General features: G+C 45.8%; 17 protein-coding genes and 1 other annotated feature. Of the genes, 8 read left to right on the forward strand and 9 right to left on the reverse strand.

Translation table 11 applies throughout. From position 1 onward, the window contains the following. Positions 1 to 51 precede the first annotated feature (51 nt). Positions 52 to 1,149: a transglutaminase domain-containing protein gene (locus tag AC4PM4_RS26445; RefSeq protein ID WP_491614934.1), complete on the reverse strand. Its 1,098-nt coding sequence runs from the start codon at positions 1,147 to 1,149 to the stop codon at positions 52 to 54. Between the two features lie 69 nt (positions 1,150 to 1,218). Then, positions 1,219 to 1,674 carry an ATPase gene (locus AC4PM4_RS26450; RefSeq protein WP_274568449.1) on the reverse strand — a complete coding sequence of 152 codons (456 nt, stop codon included), beginning with the start codon at positions 1,672 to 1,674 and terminating at the stop codon, positions 1,219 to 1,221. Positions 1,675 to 1,890: 216 nt separating this feature from the next. Here AC4PM4_RS26450 and AC4PM4_RS26455 point away from each other — a divergent pair, with 216 nt between their 5' ends. Continuing rightward, positions 1,891 to 3,066, forward strand: coding sequence for an MFS transporter (locus AC4PM4_RS26455; protein ID WP_063566132.1), 1,176 nt, complete (start codon positions 1,891 to 1,893; stop codon positions 3,064 to 3,066). Positions 3,067 to 3,369: 303 nt separating this feature from the next. Continuing rightward, on the forward strand, positions 3,370 to 3,717 hold the full coding sequence (locus tag AC4PM4_RS26460) for a toprim domain-containing protein (RefSeq protein ID WP_491614935.1): 348 nt from the start codon (positions 3,370 to 3,372) through the stop codon (positions 3,715 to 3,717). Positions 3,718 to 3,797: 80 nt separating this feature from the next. Here the strand turns inward: AC4PM4_RS26460 and AC4PM4_RS26465 are convergent, their stop codons facing one another. Both AC4PM4_RS26465 and cyoE read right to left on the reverse strand, forming a co-directional pair. Then, positions 3,798 to 4,409, reverse strand: a complete 612-nt coding sequence (locus AC4PM4_RS26465) for an SCO family protein (protein WP_079696718.1) — start codon at positions 4,407 to 4,409, stop codon at positions 3,798 to 3,800. A gap of 230 nt (positions 4,410 to 4,639) precedes the next feature. Then, complete coding sequence (gene cyoE / locus AC4PM4_RS26470) at positions 4,640 to 5,569, reverse strand: heme o synthase (RefSeq protein ID WP_072735501.1); 930 nt, start codon at positions 5,567 to 5,569, stop codon at positions 4,640 to 4,642. A 253-nt stretch (positions 5,570 to 5,822) separates the two neighbouring features. On the opposite strand from cyoE, the gene AC4PM4_RS26475 reads away from it, so the two are divergent. Then, positions 5,823 to 6,803, forward strand: a complete 981-nt coding sequence (locus tag AC4PM4_RS26475) for a metal-dependent hydrolase (RefSeq protein WP_063566136.1) — start codon at positions 5,823 to 5,825, stop codon at positions 6,801 to 6,803. 107 nt (positions 6,804 to 6,910) lie between these two features. Here the strand turns inward: AC4PM4_RS26475 and AC4PM4_RS26480 are convergent, their stop codons facing one another. Then, entirely contained in the window at positions 6,911 to 7,129 is a 219-nt protein-coding gene (locus tag AC4PM4_RS26480; protein ID WP_017692386.1) for an alpha/beta-type small acid-soluble spore protein, read from the reverse strand. 120 nt (positions 7,130 to 7,249) lie between these two features. Between AC4PM4_RS26480 and AC4PM4_RS26485 the strand changes: the two genes are divergently transcribed. After that, the gene (locus tag AC4PM4_RS26485) at positions 7,250 to 7,447 is read left to right on the forward strand and encodes a hypothetical protein (RefSeq protein WP_491614907.1); all 198 of its coding nucleotides are present in this window, start codon (positions 7,250 to 7,252) and stop codon (positions 7,445 to 7,447) included. Between the two features lie 110 nt (positions 7,448 to 7,557). Here AC4PM4_RS26485 and trpS read toward each other — a convergent pair whose 3' ends face one another. After that, positions 7,558 to 8,550 carry a tryptophan--tRNA ligase gene (gene trpS / locus AC4PM4_RS26490; protein ID WP_491614908.1) on the reverse strand — a complete coding sequence of 331 codons (993 nt, stop codon included), beginning with the start codon at positions 8,548 to 8,550 and terminating at the stop codon, positions 7,558 to 7,560. 64 nt (positions 8,551 to 8,614) lie between these two features. Then, positions 8,615 to 8,880 (reverse strand) — a binding site (T-box leader). Between the two features lie 249 nt (positions 8,881 to 9,129). On the opposite strand from trpS, the gene AC4PM4_RS26495 reads away from it, so the two are divergent. Both AC4PM4_RS26495 and AC4PM4_RS26500 read left to right on the forward strand, forming a co-directional pair. After that, positions 9,130 to 10,104 carry an aldose 1-epimerase gene (locus AC4PM4_RS26495; protein ID WP_063566139.1) on the forward strand — a complete coding sequence of 325 codons (975 nt, stop codon included), beginning with the start codon at positions 9,130 to 9,132 and terminating at the stop codon, positions 10,102 to 10,104. 201 nt (positions 10,105 to 10,305) lie between these two features. Continuing rightward, positions 10,306 to 10,539, forward strand: coding sequence for an alpha/beta-type small acid-soluble spore protein (locus AC4PM4_RS26500; RefSeq protein WP_063566140.1), 234 nt, complete (start codon positions 10,306 to 10,308; stop codon positions 10,537 to 10,539). A gap of 78 nt (positions 10,540 to 10,617) precedes the next feature. Here the strand turns inward: AC4PM4_RS26500 and AC4PM4_RS26505 are convergent, their stop codons facing one another. Together AC4PM4_RS26505 and AC4PM4_RS26510 are read right to left on the reverse strand one after the other, a co-directional pair. After that, positions 10,618 to 11,031 (reverse strand): hypothetical protein, encoded by a 414-nt coding sequence (locus AC4PM4_RS26505; RefSeq protein ID WP_063566141.1) that lies wholly within the window; start codon positions 11,029 to 11,031, stop codon positions 10,618 to 10,620. Positions 11,032 to 11,303: 272 nt separating this feature from the next. Continuing rightward, a complete protein-coding gene (locus tag AC4PM4_RS26510; protein ID WP_491614910.1) occupies positions 11,304 to 13,103 on the reverse strand; it encodes a M3 family oligoendopeptidase in 1,800 nt (599 codons plus the stop codon). Between the two features lie 118 nt (positions 13,104 to 13,221). On the opposite strand from AC4PM4_RS26510, the gene AC4PM4_RS26515 reads away from it, so the two are divergent. Both AC4PM4_RS26515 and AC4PM4_RS26520 read left to right on the forward strand, forming a co-directional pair. Further along, positions 13,222 to 13,392, forward strand: coding sequence for a YycC family protein (locus tag AC4PM4_RS26515; RefSeq protein ID WP_090810556.1), 171 nt, complete (start codon positions 13,222 to 13,224; stop codon positions 13,390 to 13,392). Further along, entirely contained in the window at positions 13,389 to 13,622 is a 234-nt protein-coding gene (locus AC4PM4_RS26520; protein ID WP_063566143.1) for a hypothetical protein, read from the forward strand. Before AC4PM4_RS26515 ends, AC4PM4_RS26520 begins: the two co-directional genes overlap by 4 nt. Before the next feature lie 17 nt (positions 13,623 to 13,639). On the opposite strand, the gene AC4PM4_RS26525 is transcribed toward AC4PM4_RS26520, so the two are convergent. Next, positions 13,640 to 14,371: a DUF2225 domain-containing protein gene (locus AC4PM4_RS26525; protein WP_063566144.1), complete on the reverse strand. Its 732-nt coding sequence runs from the start codon at positions 14,369 to 14,371 to the stop codon at positions 13,640 to 13,642.

Below are 14,371 nucleotides of genomic sequence, written 5' to 3' on the forward strand. Positions count from 1 at the left end.
CATGATAACCTGGCAACGTCGTCATCTCCCGGACCCATGTCCGGCGTAATATTAAGCTGATTGATCTTTCAGATGGGTATCGGCAAAGTTAGGAGGATTGAACCAATTACCACTAATCGCCCAAGTGGGGTCAAGCGGAATCCAGCTTTCCGAATCACTTAAATATATTTCATTCCAGGCATGTGGACCATATCCACCCTGCCCATTATAACCAAGTCCTGTAACCACTTTGACTTCCAGACCCTGTGAACGAGCCATGACTGCATATAAACGAGCGTAATCGATACATACGCCTTCACGTGTATCAAATGTATTTTGTGGCGTCTGCTCGTGCCATATGCCTTTTTGCTCATAATCATCCACTTTACCATAGTCATATTGAATGCGAGAACCTACCCAGTCATATAATGCCCTGGCTTTGGCTTCATCTGTCGTTTGACCTTTCACAATTTCTTTTGCCGCAGATTCAATATCCGCCGGAATGTTATGGTCAATGACTTCATATTTGCGTTGCAGGATCGCGCCAAGTTCCTTTTGCACGGCTTGCGTAAATACGGGCAGCTTGTCCTTAATAAATGTACCTGATAATGGCTCTATAACAGATTTGGCCCCTTGCATATAAATGGGTGAAGCCTCTACATAGCGACTAAACATGCTGCCCGGATAGAGACTTACAATCATGAACAACACGGCAATCACAATCATCCCACGGACGGAGCCAATGACTGTACCGATCACTGCACCTGTAAAACGGCTGAAAAATCCTTTGGGTCTGCTCTCTTGCTCTGCTGAACTGTATCTTCTGCTGAAAATAAGGGAAGAGAGCAATCCGAGAATCAATCGGATGAAGCCATAACTAAGCACAAACAACACGGCAAACCGCATCAGCGGAAAATCAGCAATGGCCGTAATCAATGTATAATACATCTGCTCCCATCGGTTCAATTCACGGTTTGGCATGTCTGCCGCATGCACAGACAACCATTGTTGAACATATGGCGCAAGCCATAATGTTAAACCGATGGATAACAAAATACCAATGACCGCCATAATGCCATCCATGAGGAACCCAAAGAGTCTTCCTGCCGAACGCGAAGCACCTCTGGACCACCCCTGAAGCAATGAAGCGGCCACAATAAGCAGCAGCATAATCGTTATGCCGTTGAATTCTTTCAGACTATCCAGCCAACTTTGCAGCACGTATCCATTCCTCCTTTACTACGAAGCCGGTGCTGTTCCGTTCTCCTGTGCCTGTTCGACAAACGTACGTATGGTGTCATTGTCGAGTTTCCATTCGCCAAGTGAAATTCCGCGGAAGGTCACATCGACTTTCTCTGATTGAGTTCTGCCTTTAATCTCCACATTGGGACTTGTGATGGTGAACGCCCCATCCTGTCCTTTGACGTATTTAGCTTTGGAAGCTTCCTTAAGCATCATGCTGGTAGCTTCCTTCTTCAATGTGTCCATCGTACTCGATTGTACGTCAGTAACTGTCTGTTTGATCTGATCAATGGAGATGCCGCTGTATATCAGTAGAGCCGCAATAATGATGATGGCAATCGCCCATTTCAATACGGTTTTGACCACGTTCAGAACAAAGAACAAAATGATCAACGCAACCACGATCACCAGCCAGTTCTGCATCACAAACTCTTTGATTACTTCTATGTTCATGACTACACCTTCCGTATTAGAGTTGATTATTAACACTTCCCGAATATTATACATGATTTCCGAAGCTGCTGTCAGCTAAGCCCTCCTATGTAAAAATAAACGGTCTAAGTTCGTCCCGCCGGGCGTACAAGTAGTACCATGAGGTTCTGTCCAAGGAACGGGGAACACGTCATAACCAGTTATTGAATATGCATCGCTTAACAAGGAGGGGCTTCTGTGAAAACGGCCATCTGGCTATATCTATTTTTGTTCCTTGCTGTTTTTGATTTGCACGCCCAGTATCCAATCTTGACCCCTTTCGCTATCTCGCTCGGGGCGGCCCCGACCTTCATCGGCTGGATGATGGGCATCTATTCCTTGACTCATCTCCCAGGCAATCTGATCGCCGGAACCCAAATCGACAAACATGGCAGCCGTCGTTACATTGTATTCAGTTTGCTGGGTGCAGGCATCATTTTGCTTATTCAGGCACAAATCCATACGCCATGGCAGCTGCTCGCCCTGCGCTCCATCAGCGGGTTTGTACTTGCTTTTCTCTCTCCGGCCTGTCTCGCACTGCTTGCGCAACTGTCAAGTGATCCAATCAAGCAAGGCAAGTATATGTCAGGCCATGGCGTCGTACATACGCTGGCATCCGTGGTGTCCCCTGCCGCAGGCGCATTGATCGTCGGAGCTTTAGGATTTTCCGCCACCTTTGCGAGTCTCGGTTATCTGCTCATTCTGTCCGGCGTTATCGCATGGTTATCCATGCCCAAAGGCCTCGCTGAGGTTCAGCACGAAAAAGTGACCGAGCCCGCCATGCCTAGCAACCCAGTCGGAGAAAAAAGAAAGTTCCTGCCCGTATCCTGGCGATACTTTGCTCTGCCCCTTGTCATTGCGTGTGCCCAAGGAATTCTTTTTTTTGAACTACCACTGCGCGGAGGCGGACATTCGTCCATGATGTCTACCGGGCTTTTGTTTTCCATTATCAGTATTGGAGCACTATTTACCCTGAGCTTGCTATTTCTCAACCGTTATTCCCCCAAACTGCGGTTGATTGCAGGTGTACTGCTAATGTCTTTATGTTTCTTTGCTATGGCGGCCATACCACAGATTCCGTTATCATCCGTGCTTTTCGTTCTGGGGATGTCTAAAGGCATTATTTTCCCAGCCATGGCAACACTCTTTATTCATTTAAGCGGTGGAAACAAGCTGGGTCGCATCTTCTCATTGCAATCCATTGCTACCTCCATCGGTTCTTTCATCGGCCCCATCACAGCAGGACAGCTTCGTGTGGGTTTATCGCCGTATTTCATTGCCTTTGTATTATTGATGATCGGCATTATGCTGCTCCCTTATTTCACAGCCAGACGCGAAGCTGCCCTATCTGATCCCAAAAGCATACTGGGTTAACCATATCAGAACGCTCCATATCCATACCCTTTGACAACAGAAAGGCTTGTATTTTTCTTGGCTTTGCATCATTCTCCCATTTACAGCTAAACTATATAAAATGGACTGATGTTTTACACACGAACGGAACGGACAGACATTCAGTTTCAGAATGTGGAAAAGAAGTTAGAAATCAAAGATGTTTCTGTCAGCGTAGTCGCATGTGTAAAAATTAGAAGGTCCATTTTATATAATCCAGTCGATTTTCGCTGCAACATTTCCCGGGGAATGTCGACATAAGCTCTCGATCAAGAGGTGAATATGATGCCAATTCATGTCATTGTGGAAGGTAAAAACGACCGCAGCAAACTAAAACGTCTTGTAAGACCCGAAATAAACATTTTGTGCACGTTTGGAACACTGAATTCCCTCAAACTTGAGTCGCTGCGCAAACAGATTGGTTACGACGAGGTCTACTTATTTATGGATAATGACAGTTCGGGCAAAAAAATTAGGGGTGTGCTGCGAGATGCCTTCCCAGATGCAGTACAGATGTATACACGACGCGGTTACGCTGGTGTAGAAGGAACTCCCGATGAATACATCATCGCCCAGCTGGAGAAAGCCGGATTGGAATCGTATATCCAATATCCTGAACTCCCATCGTTTTAAACCGTAAGAGGCTGCTCGCCGGGGTATTCATTCATCCCAGGAAGCAGCCTCTTTATTGGCTTGTTATTATGAACGCATTTTTATTCCTTGATCAGATTGCGAATGTCTTCCGCAATGACTGCTGGTTCAACATCCTCTGTATTAAACGCATTGTATACCTTGCGCAACTGGTTATTCCGATCCACTAATCCAATCATGTTCATATGGGCAAAATCGTCCTTGTTCTCACCCTGAATGAGGATCTGGAATGAATCCTTGGCGAGCTGCTTCGTTTGATCCATATCCCCCCGCAGGAAGTACCAGCCATTATAATCCGCATGGAATCGATCTGCAAATTCCTTAATCTTCTCCTTAGTATCCACTTTCGGATCAAACGAGATGGATACAAAGGAGACATCCTTACCAAAGGTATCGTCCTCTTTTAACAGATCCTGCACCTGGGATAACGTAAACGTCGTAATTGGGCACACATCCGGACAACTGGTGAAATAAAAGTAGAACAAACGCACCTTGCCTTTGGTATCATCCAGAGATACTGTGCTTCCATCCACATTTTCCATCGAAAAGGATTGAATCTCCCGAATTTCGGGTAACTTTTCCTTGCTGGCAAATACGGTGCCCCACATTAAATACACCGCCATAATTAGTGCAAGCCCTAACAGCATCCATGTCCATTTATACTTTTTTAGCATCATTATCGTCCCTTCCGACTATCAGATCATATGAATACGCATACATAAAGTTTTAAAGGTTATCTATAAAAATCATGGACTTGAATTGTGTTTTTAATGACTTTTCCTCATTCCCATACCACTTTGATGCATATGTATACCAAGAACCCAACCGACAATGGGCCCCTTGTTATTGTAACTGTTCCACGGACCCATGCCCATCTAATGTTTATTAAAGCATTTCATGCTGCTCATTTGTGCACTGTATCCAGAATCATTAATATAAAACTCAAAGAAAGATAGTTAATGGAGTAAAGGAATACCTTTTTGGCCCAGGCATCTGTATTTTGTGCACGAAAACCTTTAAGTGCGTAGTACAGCCACAGTACGGAAAGTATCAGTGAGACGGTAAGATAGAAGATTCCTGCATACCCGTAAGCATACATGAGGACCGGGACAAAGATTTGCAAAACCAGATAAGGAATCATCTGAATCTTGGTCCGTTCAATACCCTTTACAACCGGTAATAGCGGAAATCCACCAGCCCGATAATCTTCCACCCTGCGGATCGCGAGCGCCCAGAAGTGTGGAGGCTGCCATAAAAACAACATGGCCAGAAGCAGCCATGCACCAAGATCCATACGCCCGGTTACTGCGACATACCCGATGACTGGCGGCATTGCACCAGACAGACCACCAATGGAGGTGCTCCATGTCGACGAACGTTTTAACCAAAGGGTGTACATAATCACATAGACAAACATGCCAAAAATGCCGCATAATCCGGCAAGTACCCCGGAGAAGGAAAAGAGTACGGATAATCCAATCACACCTAAAATAATGGCATAGGATAGAACGACTTTGGGTGTTAAACGTCCTGTTGGCAAGGACCTGTTGCGAGTACGTTCCATTTTGAGATCAAGTTCACGATCAAAGTAGTTGTTAAATACACAAGAAGAAGCCATAATCAGCACCGTTCCAAGCAGGGTCAGCACCATCTTGCCATAGTTGACGTCCCACTGGGATGCAAGCCAAAAGCCACCAAAAACCGCAATAAGGTTGGTTCGAAGAATGCCAGGTTTCGTAATATGGATAAAATCTTTCCACGTCCCTGATTTCATCGGAGGCGCAGATCGTGTTGCCGAATCGGAAGAAGCCTGGTATCTCAATGGATTGTCCACGCTTGTGAATCCTCCTTCTTCTTGATCTCATGGAGGTTTCTCTCTCTGCCTCCGATATAAAGTTTATCACAGGAAAAGGAAAAAGAGTTTGACAATGCTCGTACAATTGCTGTCAATTGAGCAGGTTCTTGTCATATCTTTGGAAATTAGGGTGTTTTGCTTCCCGGTAGGCGGATAATATACACTATATATGGGTATCACCTAGATAGAGAAGCAACTCGCATTAACGATACACCACACAAAGGAGACGTTTATGGATACTTCTACACATTTTGTCATGGGGATTGGTTTGGCCGGTCTGGCTTATGTCGATCCTGTTGTCGCGACGAGTCCCATGCTCGCAGCTGCGGTCATGGTTGGTACCATTGCAGGCTCGCAGGCTCCTGACATCGACACTGCGTTACGTCTCAAAAGTAACTCGCTCTACATTCGGAATCACCGGGGTATGTCTCATTCATTGCCATTTCTACTGTTATGGGTTCTGCTCATCACCGGAGTCATTGCACTGATCTTCCCGGGTGTCGCTGTTGGACACGTCGCGGCCTGGACTGCTGTCGCCGTAGGCGTGCACGTTTTTACCGATTTATTCAATACCTATGGAACCCAGGCAGCACGACCTTTTACAGAACGCTGGATTGCCTGGAACATCATTCATATTTTTGATCCGTTTCTGTTTACCACACATGTGCTGGCCATTTTGTTATGGGCTTTCGATCTGATCGCCCCTGCTCCACTCTTTGTTTCACTGTATATTTTGATTGGCTTGTATTATGTATGGCGGACAATAGCACGTGCTATGGCTGTTAGACAGGTGAAACGACTCGACAAAAATAATTCTGAGGCTCATTATATGGTCATCCCAACGATATCCTGGAACCGCTGGCATGTGGTGAAAAGATTTGTAGACGGCAGTTATGAGATTGGCAAAATGGATCATTCCGTCCTAACCTGGAATCTCCATGCTTCATCGTCCACTCACGCGGCTGTCGCCGCCTCACGCAAATCTCCTGAAGTCACTGCGTTTCTGTACTTCACCTCCTATGCTGTTGCAGAGGTGGAAGAATTACCAGCAGGATACAAGGTTCGCTGGGCAGATGTGCGTTATCGACACCGCAAACAATATCCATTTGTCGCTGTAGTCGTTATGGATCGAAATTTCGAAACGATTGATACGTATGTCGGCTGGTTAAGTGACGAGAAAATGGATAAAAAACTTTTATCCGCACGCTCTTGACGAAAGGTGCATGGAAGGGCACAATCAGACATAGGAACGAATGCGCGCGAGAAAGCCCGGAGCGTTTCCGCTCCGGGCTTCTGCTTGTTGCTTTTTGGTTATAATAATTATTTGCCAGACCCAGCCAGAGACTGCTCAGCGATTTGTACCAGACGTTTGGTGATATACCCGCCCAGAGATCCTGTCTCACGGGAAGTGTAGTTACCGTAGTAACCGTCTTGTGGGATAGTTACACCCAGTTCTTGTGCAGCTTCGATTTTCAATTGTTGCAGTGCTGAGTTTGCTTGAGGTACCACCAAGTTGTTAGAACGAGATCCTTGAGCCATATTTAAAATCTCCCTTCAATCTGTGTCTGTAATGTAATTGCAAGCTTGCAAGATTATTATGGCTCGTGCGCTTCAGGTTATACGGAATTTCATCAAATTTCTATATGGAGGTTTTTCCCAATGAGCAAAGGTTTATCGCTATGGTTTGCATTCTCTTCGATTATGTTGTTAGCGGTTACGGCGATTATGATCTCTTACTCCGGCTGGTTGGCTACGCTGCTGTTTGTCGTGTCCGTTGCCAACATCGGCTGGGGATTCGTTATTCGTGCAAAAAAAGAGCGTCGTGAAGCACGTATTACCTCGGAAACCGCCTCTTGACCGGTAAACTTCATAGGTATAGTACGAAACGATAATAAAGAGGAGCCCCATCAGGGCTCCTCTTTATTATGTGAACGATTCATCTACTTTAAGTTACTTGCCTCGTCCAACTACAACGTACGTCTAGGAACAAACCCCATACGTTCTTTAACCGCATTAAGTGTCTGAGAAGCCACCGCTTCTGCCCGACGAGCTGAAGTTTCCAGGATGTCTGCTAATTCGCCAGACTCACGAATCTCACGATACCGTTCCTGTAAAGGTTCAATAACGGATACGACCACTTCAGCCAGTTCTTTTTTGAACGGACCATACATTTTGCCTTCATAGCGCTCCGCTACTTCTTTCAATGACAGACCTGCGCATTCAGCGTAGATACTCATCAGGTTGCTGACCTCAGGTTTGTTTGCCGGATCATATACAACTTCACGACCGGAATCGGTTGTGGCACGACTGATTTTTTTGCGGATGACATCTGGCGGATCAAGCAAGGCAATGTAGCTGCCTGGATTGGGATTACTTTTGCTCATTTTGGAAGATGCATCATCCAGTGACATTACACGAGCACCCACCTGTGGAATATAAGGGTCTGGAATCGTGAAATACTCACCATAACGGTGGTTAAAGCGTCCCGCCAGATCGCGTGTCAGTTCCAGATGCTGCTTCTGATCCTCTCCTACAGGCACAAGATCAGCATTATACAGCAAAATATCAGCAGCCATTAATGAAGGATAGACAAACAGCCCGGCGCCAACGGAATCTTTACCGGATGATTTGTCCTTGAACTGAGTCATGCGTTCGAGCTCGCCCATCGATGTCAGTGTAGTCATCAACCAGCCCAATTCCGCGTGCTGCGGTACATGGGATTGCAGAAACACATTGGATTTCGTAGGATCGATTCCTGCTGCGATGAATAAGGCAGCTACCGCCTCAGATTGCTCACGCAGCGCTGCTGGCTCTTGAGCTACCGTTACAGCGTGAAGATCAACCACCATGAAGTGACATTGGTAGTCATGCTGCAATTTCACAAAGTTCTTAATTGCTCCGATGTAGTTGCCCAATGTGAGCTTGCCACTCGGCTGAATTCCCGAAAGTACTGTTTTCATTTCACATAACGCCTCCTATTTGTTATGTTCCTATTCTCCGCGAACGCAAAAAGGCCCCACATCCGCAAGGGACGTGAGACCGTGGTGCCACCCTTATTCGCATTTCTCCATTCCTCTAGACCTGATTAAATCATGTAGAAGAAATGCCTTCATTTCTCCGTAACGTGGAGTATACGTCCAATTCTACTAAGGATAGCCCAAGATCAGACTTCGCCTGTTCAAACCAGCACTCAAGGGTCCATTCGGTAAAGAGTTCACACCGGTTCACATCACCCACCGGCTTTCTGAAGAGAGTTCTCTTGGCTTACTTGTCCCTGTCATCGCTTTGCTTATCATTCATTGGATAAAACGCATCGTTCAGAATACCATCTTAATCCGCACGAAGCAGAATGTCAAAATGGGAATAGCTTTTTTTACCCACTTAACAGAAATCTGTTATGATGGAATTGCTTATCCTAATCACCAGCATTCATTCGGTATGCTAATGGGATAAGTGGCATGTACACAATGACACGCCTGCAACGGCAGATAGGAATGGTCGTTTGCAGACAGATTTCAAGTGGGAAAAGGAGCATCGATATGAAAAAAGTGACCAAAGGCCAATGGAATGGTTACGACACGTATATCCTACATAGCCGTGAATTGGAGATTACCCTGCTGCCACGTCTTGGAAATAATATTATTTCGATTCGCGATTTAGTGCAGGGCCGCGATGTCGTTCGCAGTCCGGAAGAAGACGAACTTGCCTTTTATTTGCAGAAGCCGTATCACTTCGGCGTTCCGCTTCTTGTTCCGCCAGGCCGCATTCATCGAGGACAATTCGAATATGAGGGAGTTCATTACCAATTCGATCAGAATACGGCCAATGACAACCATATTCACGGCCTCCACCGCAGCCAGTCCTGGTGTGTCAGCGACATCGAAGAAGATGAAGATGGCTGTGCAATTACAACGGAATTATTAACTGAAAATGAAAAGCATTGGATGGCTCAATTTCCAATTCCTTTGAAGCTTGAGATGACGTTCAGACTACAAAACGCGGTGTTAAGCCAGCGTCTGCGTGTGACCAATCTGAGCTCTACTCCTGCTCCTTTTGGAATGGGATATCATACATGGTTTCTGCTTGACGGCAAACCTGCCGAATGGTCACTTCAACTTCCTGTGTCCGGAATTTACGCTCAGAATGAAGAACAACTGCCTACTGGTGAGATTGAATCTCTCGGAGAATGGTCTTCTTTGAACGAAGGCATGAACATGCAAGGACGAAACTGGGATACCATTTTGAAAGCTGCCGAAGGGCAACCAGCAGTAGCTCACTTGCGCAGACAGGATGGATATACGCTGAAATATTCAGCGGATGAGGCATATTTCAAACATTGGGTCCTCTTTACAAAGGGCGAATCCGATCAATTTCTATGCATTGAACCTTATACCTGGCTTCCTGATGCACCCAATTTGAATTTAACAGACGAGCAAACGGGACTGATTCGTCTAGAACCTAAACAGCCCGTTGAGCTATTTACACGTATTGAGATTGTTCCGCCAACCGAGTAGTAATCTTGTACTCTCAGGGATCTTCTAGGGAACATAACCCCTATTTTTTCCTTTTATTCTACGTAGCCGATCCATACTGGGTCGGCTTTTTTCATGTTATATCTCATTTCTATTATCCAAATTTTCCCTTACGCCATATCATGCATATTTCCTCATTCTCTAACCATACTAACATCACCAAGCCATAAGGAGGTGACACACATGTACGGAGGTCAAAACCAAGGTAGCGGAAGCCGCTCCAACAATCTGGTTGTTCCCCAAGCAAACGCAGCATTGCAACAATTGAAAATTGAAGCTGCACAAGAGCTGGGTGTAACTATTCCCCAAGACGGTTACTACGGTAACTACACTTCCCGTGAGACAGGTTCTCTGGGTGGTTACATCACTAAACGTCTGGTCCAAATCGCTGAGCAGCAATTATCGGGTCGTTCGTAAGCTCGTAATTTGTGCTCGTATATGCAACAACAAAAAGCGGCCTTCCTCGGAAGTGCCGCTTTCCTGTGCTCATCACAATTATGAAGACGACTCCATGCCTGAATCCATGTATGTATTGGTTCTTGGATAACGAATCATCAGGTTCGCCATATTATAGTTGGACTCCATCGTGGCATCAACCAGAATCATGCCTTGTCTTACTGTAAAATCATATGCAATTTCTCCATGAGTCCAATTTCGCTTGAATTTCAAAGTCTCCAGTGCCATTGCGCGGAAAGAAGAGCGCTGGGTTTCGTTTAATCCACCGTCCTCCACTTCCATTTGACCGTCTCGTCCGGTTATCGGATTATGTCGAATCCCAAACTTCCCAATTACATTATTTCGTATTTGCACAAAAACCACACCTGAATCTAACCCTGATAATTCATGATCAAGCTCTTTGAACACCAAATCCAACTGTCGTGCTAATGAAAGCTGGTCAATTTTTACCATAACGCTCCTCCTTTATGCACTTCATCCTACAAAACAAGGACTTACGACTCATTATATGACAACAAATGTGGTCATTCAACAAAGTCAAACAAACTTGGGTAATTATAACTATAATTTGCACAATTAATTGCCATTTTGCGTCCTTTTAGCGAGTTATTTCTCTCAATTGCGACAAAATATTTAGTGGGACCTTAACTTTAAAAAACACAAAAAGGGCCGCAACCCCGTATGCATTTACACAGGATTGCAGCCTCATTTCATATATAGGAATACTATTTTGCGGATTCTGTCATCTCAAGAAATTGATCAATATCGGCAATGACCAGGTTCGCTGCATTTTGCCAGAAACCAGGTTGTGTGAGATCTGTACCCAGATGTTTCTGAGCCAGTTCTTCTACCGTCATTCGGCCTGTATCTCGTAACAAATCATCGTATTTATCGGCAAATGCCGTGCCTTCCTCCTGCGCTCTGGCGTAGATGCCTGCACTGAACATATATCCGAACGTATACGGGAAATTGTAGAATGGTACACCTGTCAGATAGAAATGCAGCTTGGAAGCCCAGAAATGTGGATGATCAGATGCAAGCGCACCACAGAACGCTTCTTGCTGTGCTTCCACCATCAGTTTGGACAACTCATCTGCATTTACCAAACCTTGTTTGCGTTGCTCATAGAAGCGATTTTCGAACAGGAAACGAGCGTGAATATTCATGAAGAACGCAACGCTTCGTTGAATCTTGTCTTCGAGCAGAGCAAGCTTCTCTTGCTCATCCGTTGCTGCCTGAACCAGTGCATCAGCTACAATCAACTCAGCAAAGGTAGATGCCGTTTCCGCCACATTCATGGCGTAGCGTTGATTCAAAGCTGGCAGTTCTTCCATAATGTGCTGATGATATCCGTGACCAAGTTCATGGGCAAGTGTCGACACATTCGACGGCGTCCCAGAGAAGGTCATGAAAATACGTGTTGCTTTGCTGAGTGGCAAGGACGTACAGAATCCCCCTGGACGCTTGCCAGGACGGTCCTCTGCTTCGATCCAACGTTTCTCAAACGCCATCTCTGCAAATTTGGAAAGTTTGGGACTGAACTTGGCGAATTGATCAACAATATTGATGGCTGCCTCGTCATATGTGACTTTTCCACCCGACTTGCCTACGGGTGCATCAACGTCACTCCAACTGAGTTTCTCTACTCCAAGCAGTTTCGCCTTGCGCTCCAAATATCGAACCAACGCAGGTTTGGCACCGTTAATTACATCCCACATCGTATCAAGCGTCTGACGCGACATCCGGTTGATCGCCAAAGGTTCCTTGAGAATATCATCCCAGCCGCGCTTCTCATACAATTTGAGACGGAAGCCTGCGAGATGGTTTAATGTATCTGCACAGAAGTCTTCGACATCGGTCCAGGCTTGTTCCCAATTGGCGAATACAGTCTCGCGTACATTCCGGTCACTGTCGCTCAGCTTGTTGGAAGCCTGGCCTGCGGACAGCATAACCGTTTCACCATTTTGCTCAAATGGAATGTTAACCTTGCTCACAATGGTGTTATAGAATTTGCCCCAGCCATGGTAACCATCGACGCCCAAATCAAGCGCAAGACCTTCAAGCTCAGGAGACAGTTTCTCACGAGCTTGCGTGCGGCTCTCATTCAATGCAAAGGCAAGCGGCTGAATATCCTCCCGAGCAATCCATGCTTCCCATACAGAGTCTGTCGTTTGGCTAAGCGTATTATCGAATTGGGACTTGGTACTGTTCAACATCGCGCCAAGAGAACTCATGGTTCCCTGAAGCTGAACTGCTTTTTTATCATTTTGGTTTTGTGAAGAAAGACAGGACACAAATGCGGACCCTTCCGAAATTCGGATATAACAGCTCTGAAGCAGTTCAAGAATCGGATCAAATACATTCGTTTCTTCCAGCGACTTGGGTGCAGGTGTTTCTTTCAAAAAAGCTTGCAGCTTGCGTACATCCTGCTCCAGCTCAATCAAATACGCAGCGAACGACTCGGAGGCAGAACCTCCACTAAAAATGGACTCCAGATCCCAGACGGGTTGTAATGGTGTTTTCATTTAAATAAGGCACCTCTCTCAGTAGAATGGATAATTAACCTTGAATTAGAACTGGTTTTATAAGCGCTATATCTCTATACTAGAGAAATAGTTTAAGCTATTTTCAGGAGGTAATCGTATGAAACCTTTACAAGTCTCGGCTGACACAGCCGTCAAATTAGCAGAATCCCTGGGTGTTCCCCTCGAACATCTGATGCATATGCCGCAGCATATTCTGATGCAGAAAATCGCCGAGTTGGCCAAAGAAGAAGCGGCTAAACCTGCCTCTACGGAAGGCGATCAAGAATGATCCCCTTTGAGAACAGCTGGCCTTACGATATTGTAATGGGGGACATTTATGTACAGCAATGTCCGTACTGCCATGCAAACAATGTACTGCTGCCGCTCAAACCGAAGGAGCTTGTACGCATTCGCGAAGGCAAAAAGAAATTGCTGGTCTTTCCTTGTTGTAATGCCAGCATGACCGTGATCGACAACGATAGTGATTACCTGCTGTCCAGTCGTCCTGTCCGCAATTAGAGAACAACCGTCACTTATCAAATGGGGCTGCGTTTCGCAGCCTCTTTGTCTGCTTCAATCATTTCATCTGGCAATTCCAGCTTGCTCGAAATCATCTGTTCCCGCAGTAATGCCCACTGCTCTCGCGAAGCTCGAATCATGGCAGCATCGGTAATGCGCTTGTCATGAATAACCCTGCCGAACCATTTTACAGCCTCATGGAATCGACCTACCCTGCGGTTCAACTCTCCCAACAGATAAAGAAGCTTGGCTTCATTCCCGCCAGTACCTTCCCGTTCATAAACCTTTACATAAGCCTCAAGGCTAAATTCAAGAAAACGGTTTTCCTGGGTATGATCCTCCATGTACCGATACAGCCAGGCAATATGATGCAGCAGACCCGCAACGACACGATCTTTCTCCTGAATAACCTGCGCAACCAACAGTCCAAGCTTGTACGAATCCATCGCCTGTTCCAGTGTCCGTGCTCCGCTATAGTCTCGTTTCACCCAACGATTGCCGATCTGCTCCTTAAAAGCCTTTCGCTGTTTATCGTTTAATTGTTCTGTCGAATTCTCTGTCGAAGCAAATCCACACTCAGGACAAATTCGAACAACATAGAAATCCGGATTTTCCCGCTTGTAGTACGCACAAAAATCGGAATCCGTCCGATATGGCCGTTTTAAGCTTGGTCTTACGCGTGAGGTATCATACTCAGTCTCGCAATAATGACACTTCACCTTTACCTTATACAGAGGCTCTAATTCCAC

This window comes from Paenibacillus sp. MDV22-iso6, from assembly GCF_058408365.1.

Excerpts from the sequence above, each read along its gene's own strand:
- AC4PM4_RS26485 (WP_491614907.1), top strand. The coding sequence starts at position 7,250 with ATGAGCAAAGGTTTATCGCTATGGTTTGCATTCTCTTCGATTATGTTG.
- AC4PM4_RS26475 (WP_063566136.1), top strand. The coding sequence starts at position 5,823 with ATGGATACTTCTACACATTTTGTCATGGGGATTGGTTTGGCCGGTCTG.
- AC4PM4_RS26500 (WP_063566140.1), top strand. The coding sequence starts at position 10,306 with ATGTACGGAGGTCAAAACCAAGGTAGCGGAAGCCGCTCCAACAATCTG.
- trpS (WP_491614908.1), bottom strand. The coding sequence starts at position 8,550 with ATGAAAACAGTACTTTCGGGAATTCAGCCGAGTGGCAAGCTCACATTG.
- AC4PM4_RS26520 (WP_063566143.1), top strand. The coding sequence starts at position 13,389 with ATGATCCCCTTTGAGAACAGCTGGCCTTACGATATTGTAATGGGGGAC.
- AC4PM4_RS26450 (WP_274568449.1), bottom strand. The coding sequence starts at position 1,674 with ATGAACATAGAAGTAATCAAAGAGTTTGTGATGCAGAACTGGCTGGTG.
- AC4PM4_RS26445 (WP_491614934.1), bottom strand. The coding sequence starts at position 1,149 with ATGCTGCTGCTTATTGTGGCCGCTTCATTGCTTCAGGGGTGGTCCAGA.
- AC4PM4_RS26510 (WP_491614910.1), bottom strand. The coding sequence starts at position 13,103 with ATGAAAACACCATTACAACCCGTCTGGGATCTGGAGTCCATTTTTAGT.
- AC4PM4_RS26495 (WP_063566139.1), top strand. The coding sequence starts at position 9,130 with ATGAAAAAAGTGACCAAAGGCCAATGGAATGGTTACGACACGTATATC.
- AC4PM4_RS26505 (WP_063566141.1), bottom strand. The coding sequence starts at position 11,031 with ATGGTAAAAATTGACCAGCTTTCATTAGCACGACAGTTGGATTTGGTG.
- AC4PM4_RS26465 (WP_079696718.1), bottom strand. The coding sequence starts at position 4,409 with ATGCTAAAAAAGTATAAATGGACATGGATGCTGTTAGGGCTTGCACTA.
- AC4PM4_RS26515 (WP_090810556.1), top strand. The coding sequence starts at position 13,222 with ATGAAACCTTTACAAGTCTCGGCTGACACAGCCGTCAAATTAGCAGAA.
- AC4PM4_RS26480 (WP_017692386.1), bottom strand. The coding sequence starts at position 7,129 with ATGGCTCAAGGATCTCGTTCTAACAACTTGGTGGTACCTCAAGCAAAC.
- AC4PM4_RS26460 (WP_491614935.1), top strand. The coding sequence starts at position 3,370 with ATGCCAATTCATGTCATTGTGGAAGGTAAAAACGACCGCAGCAAACTA.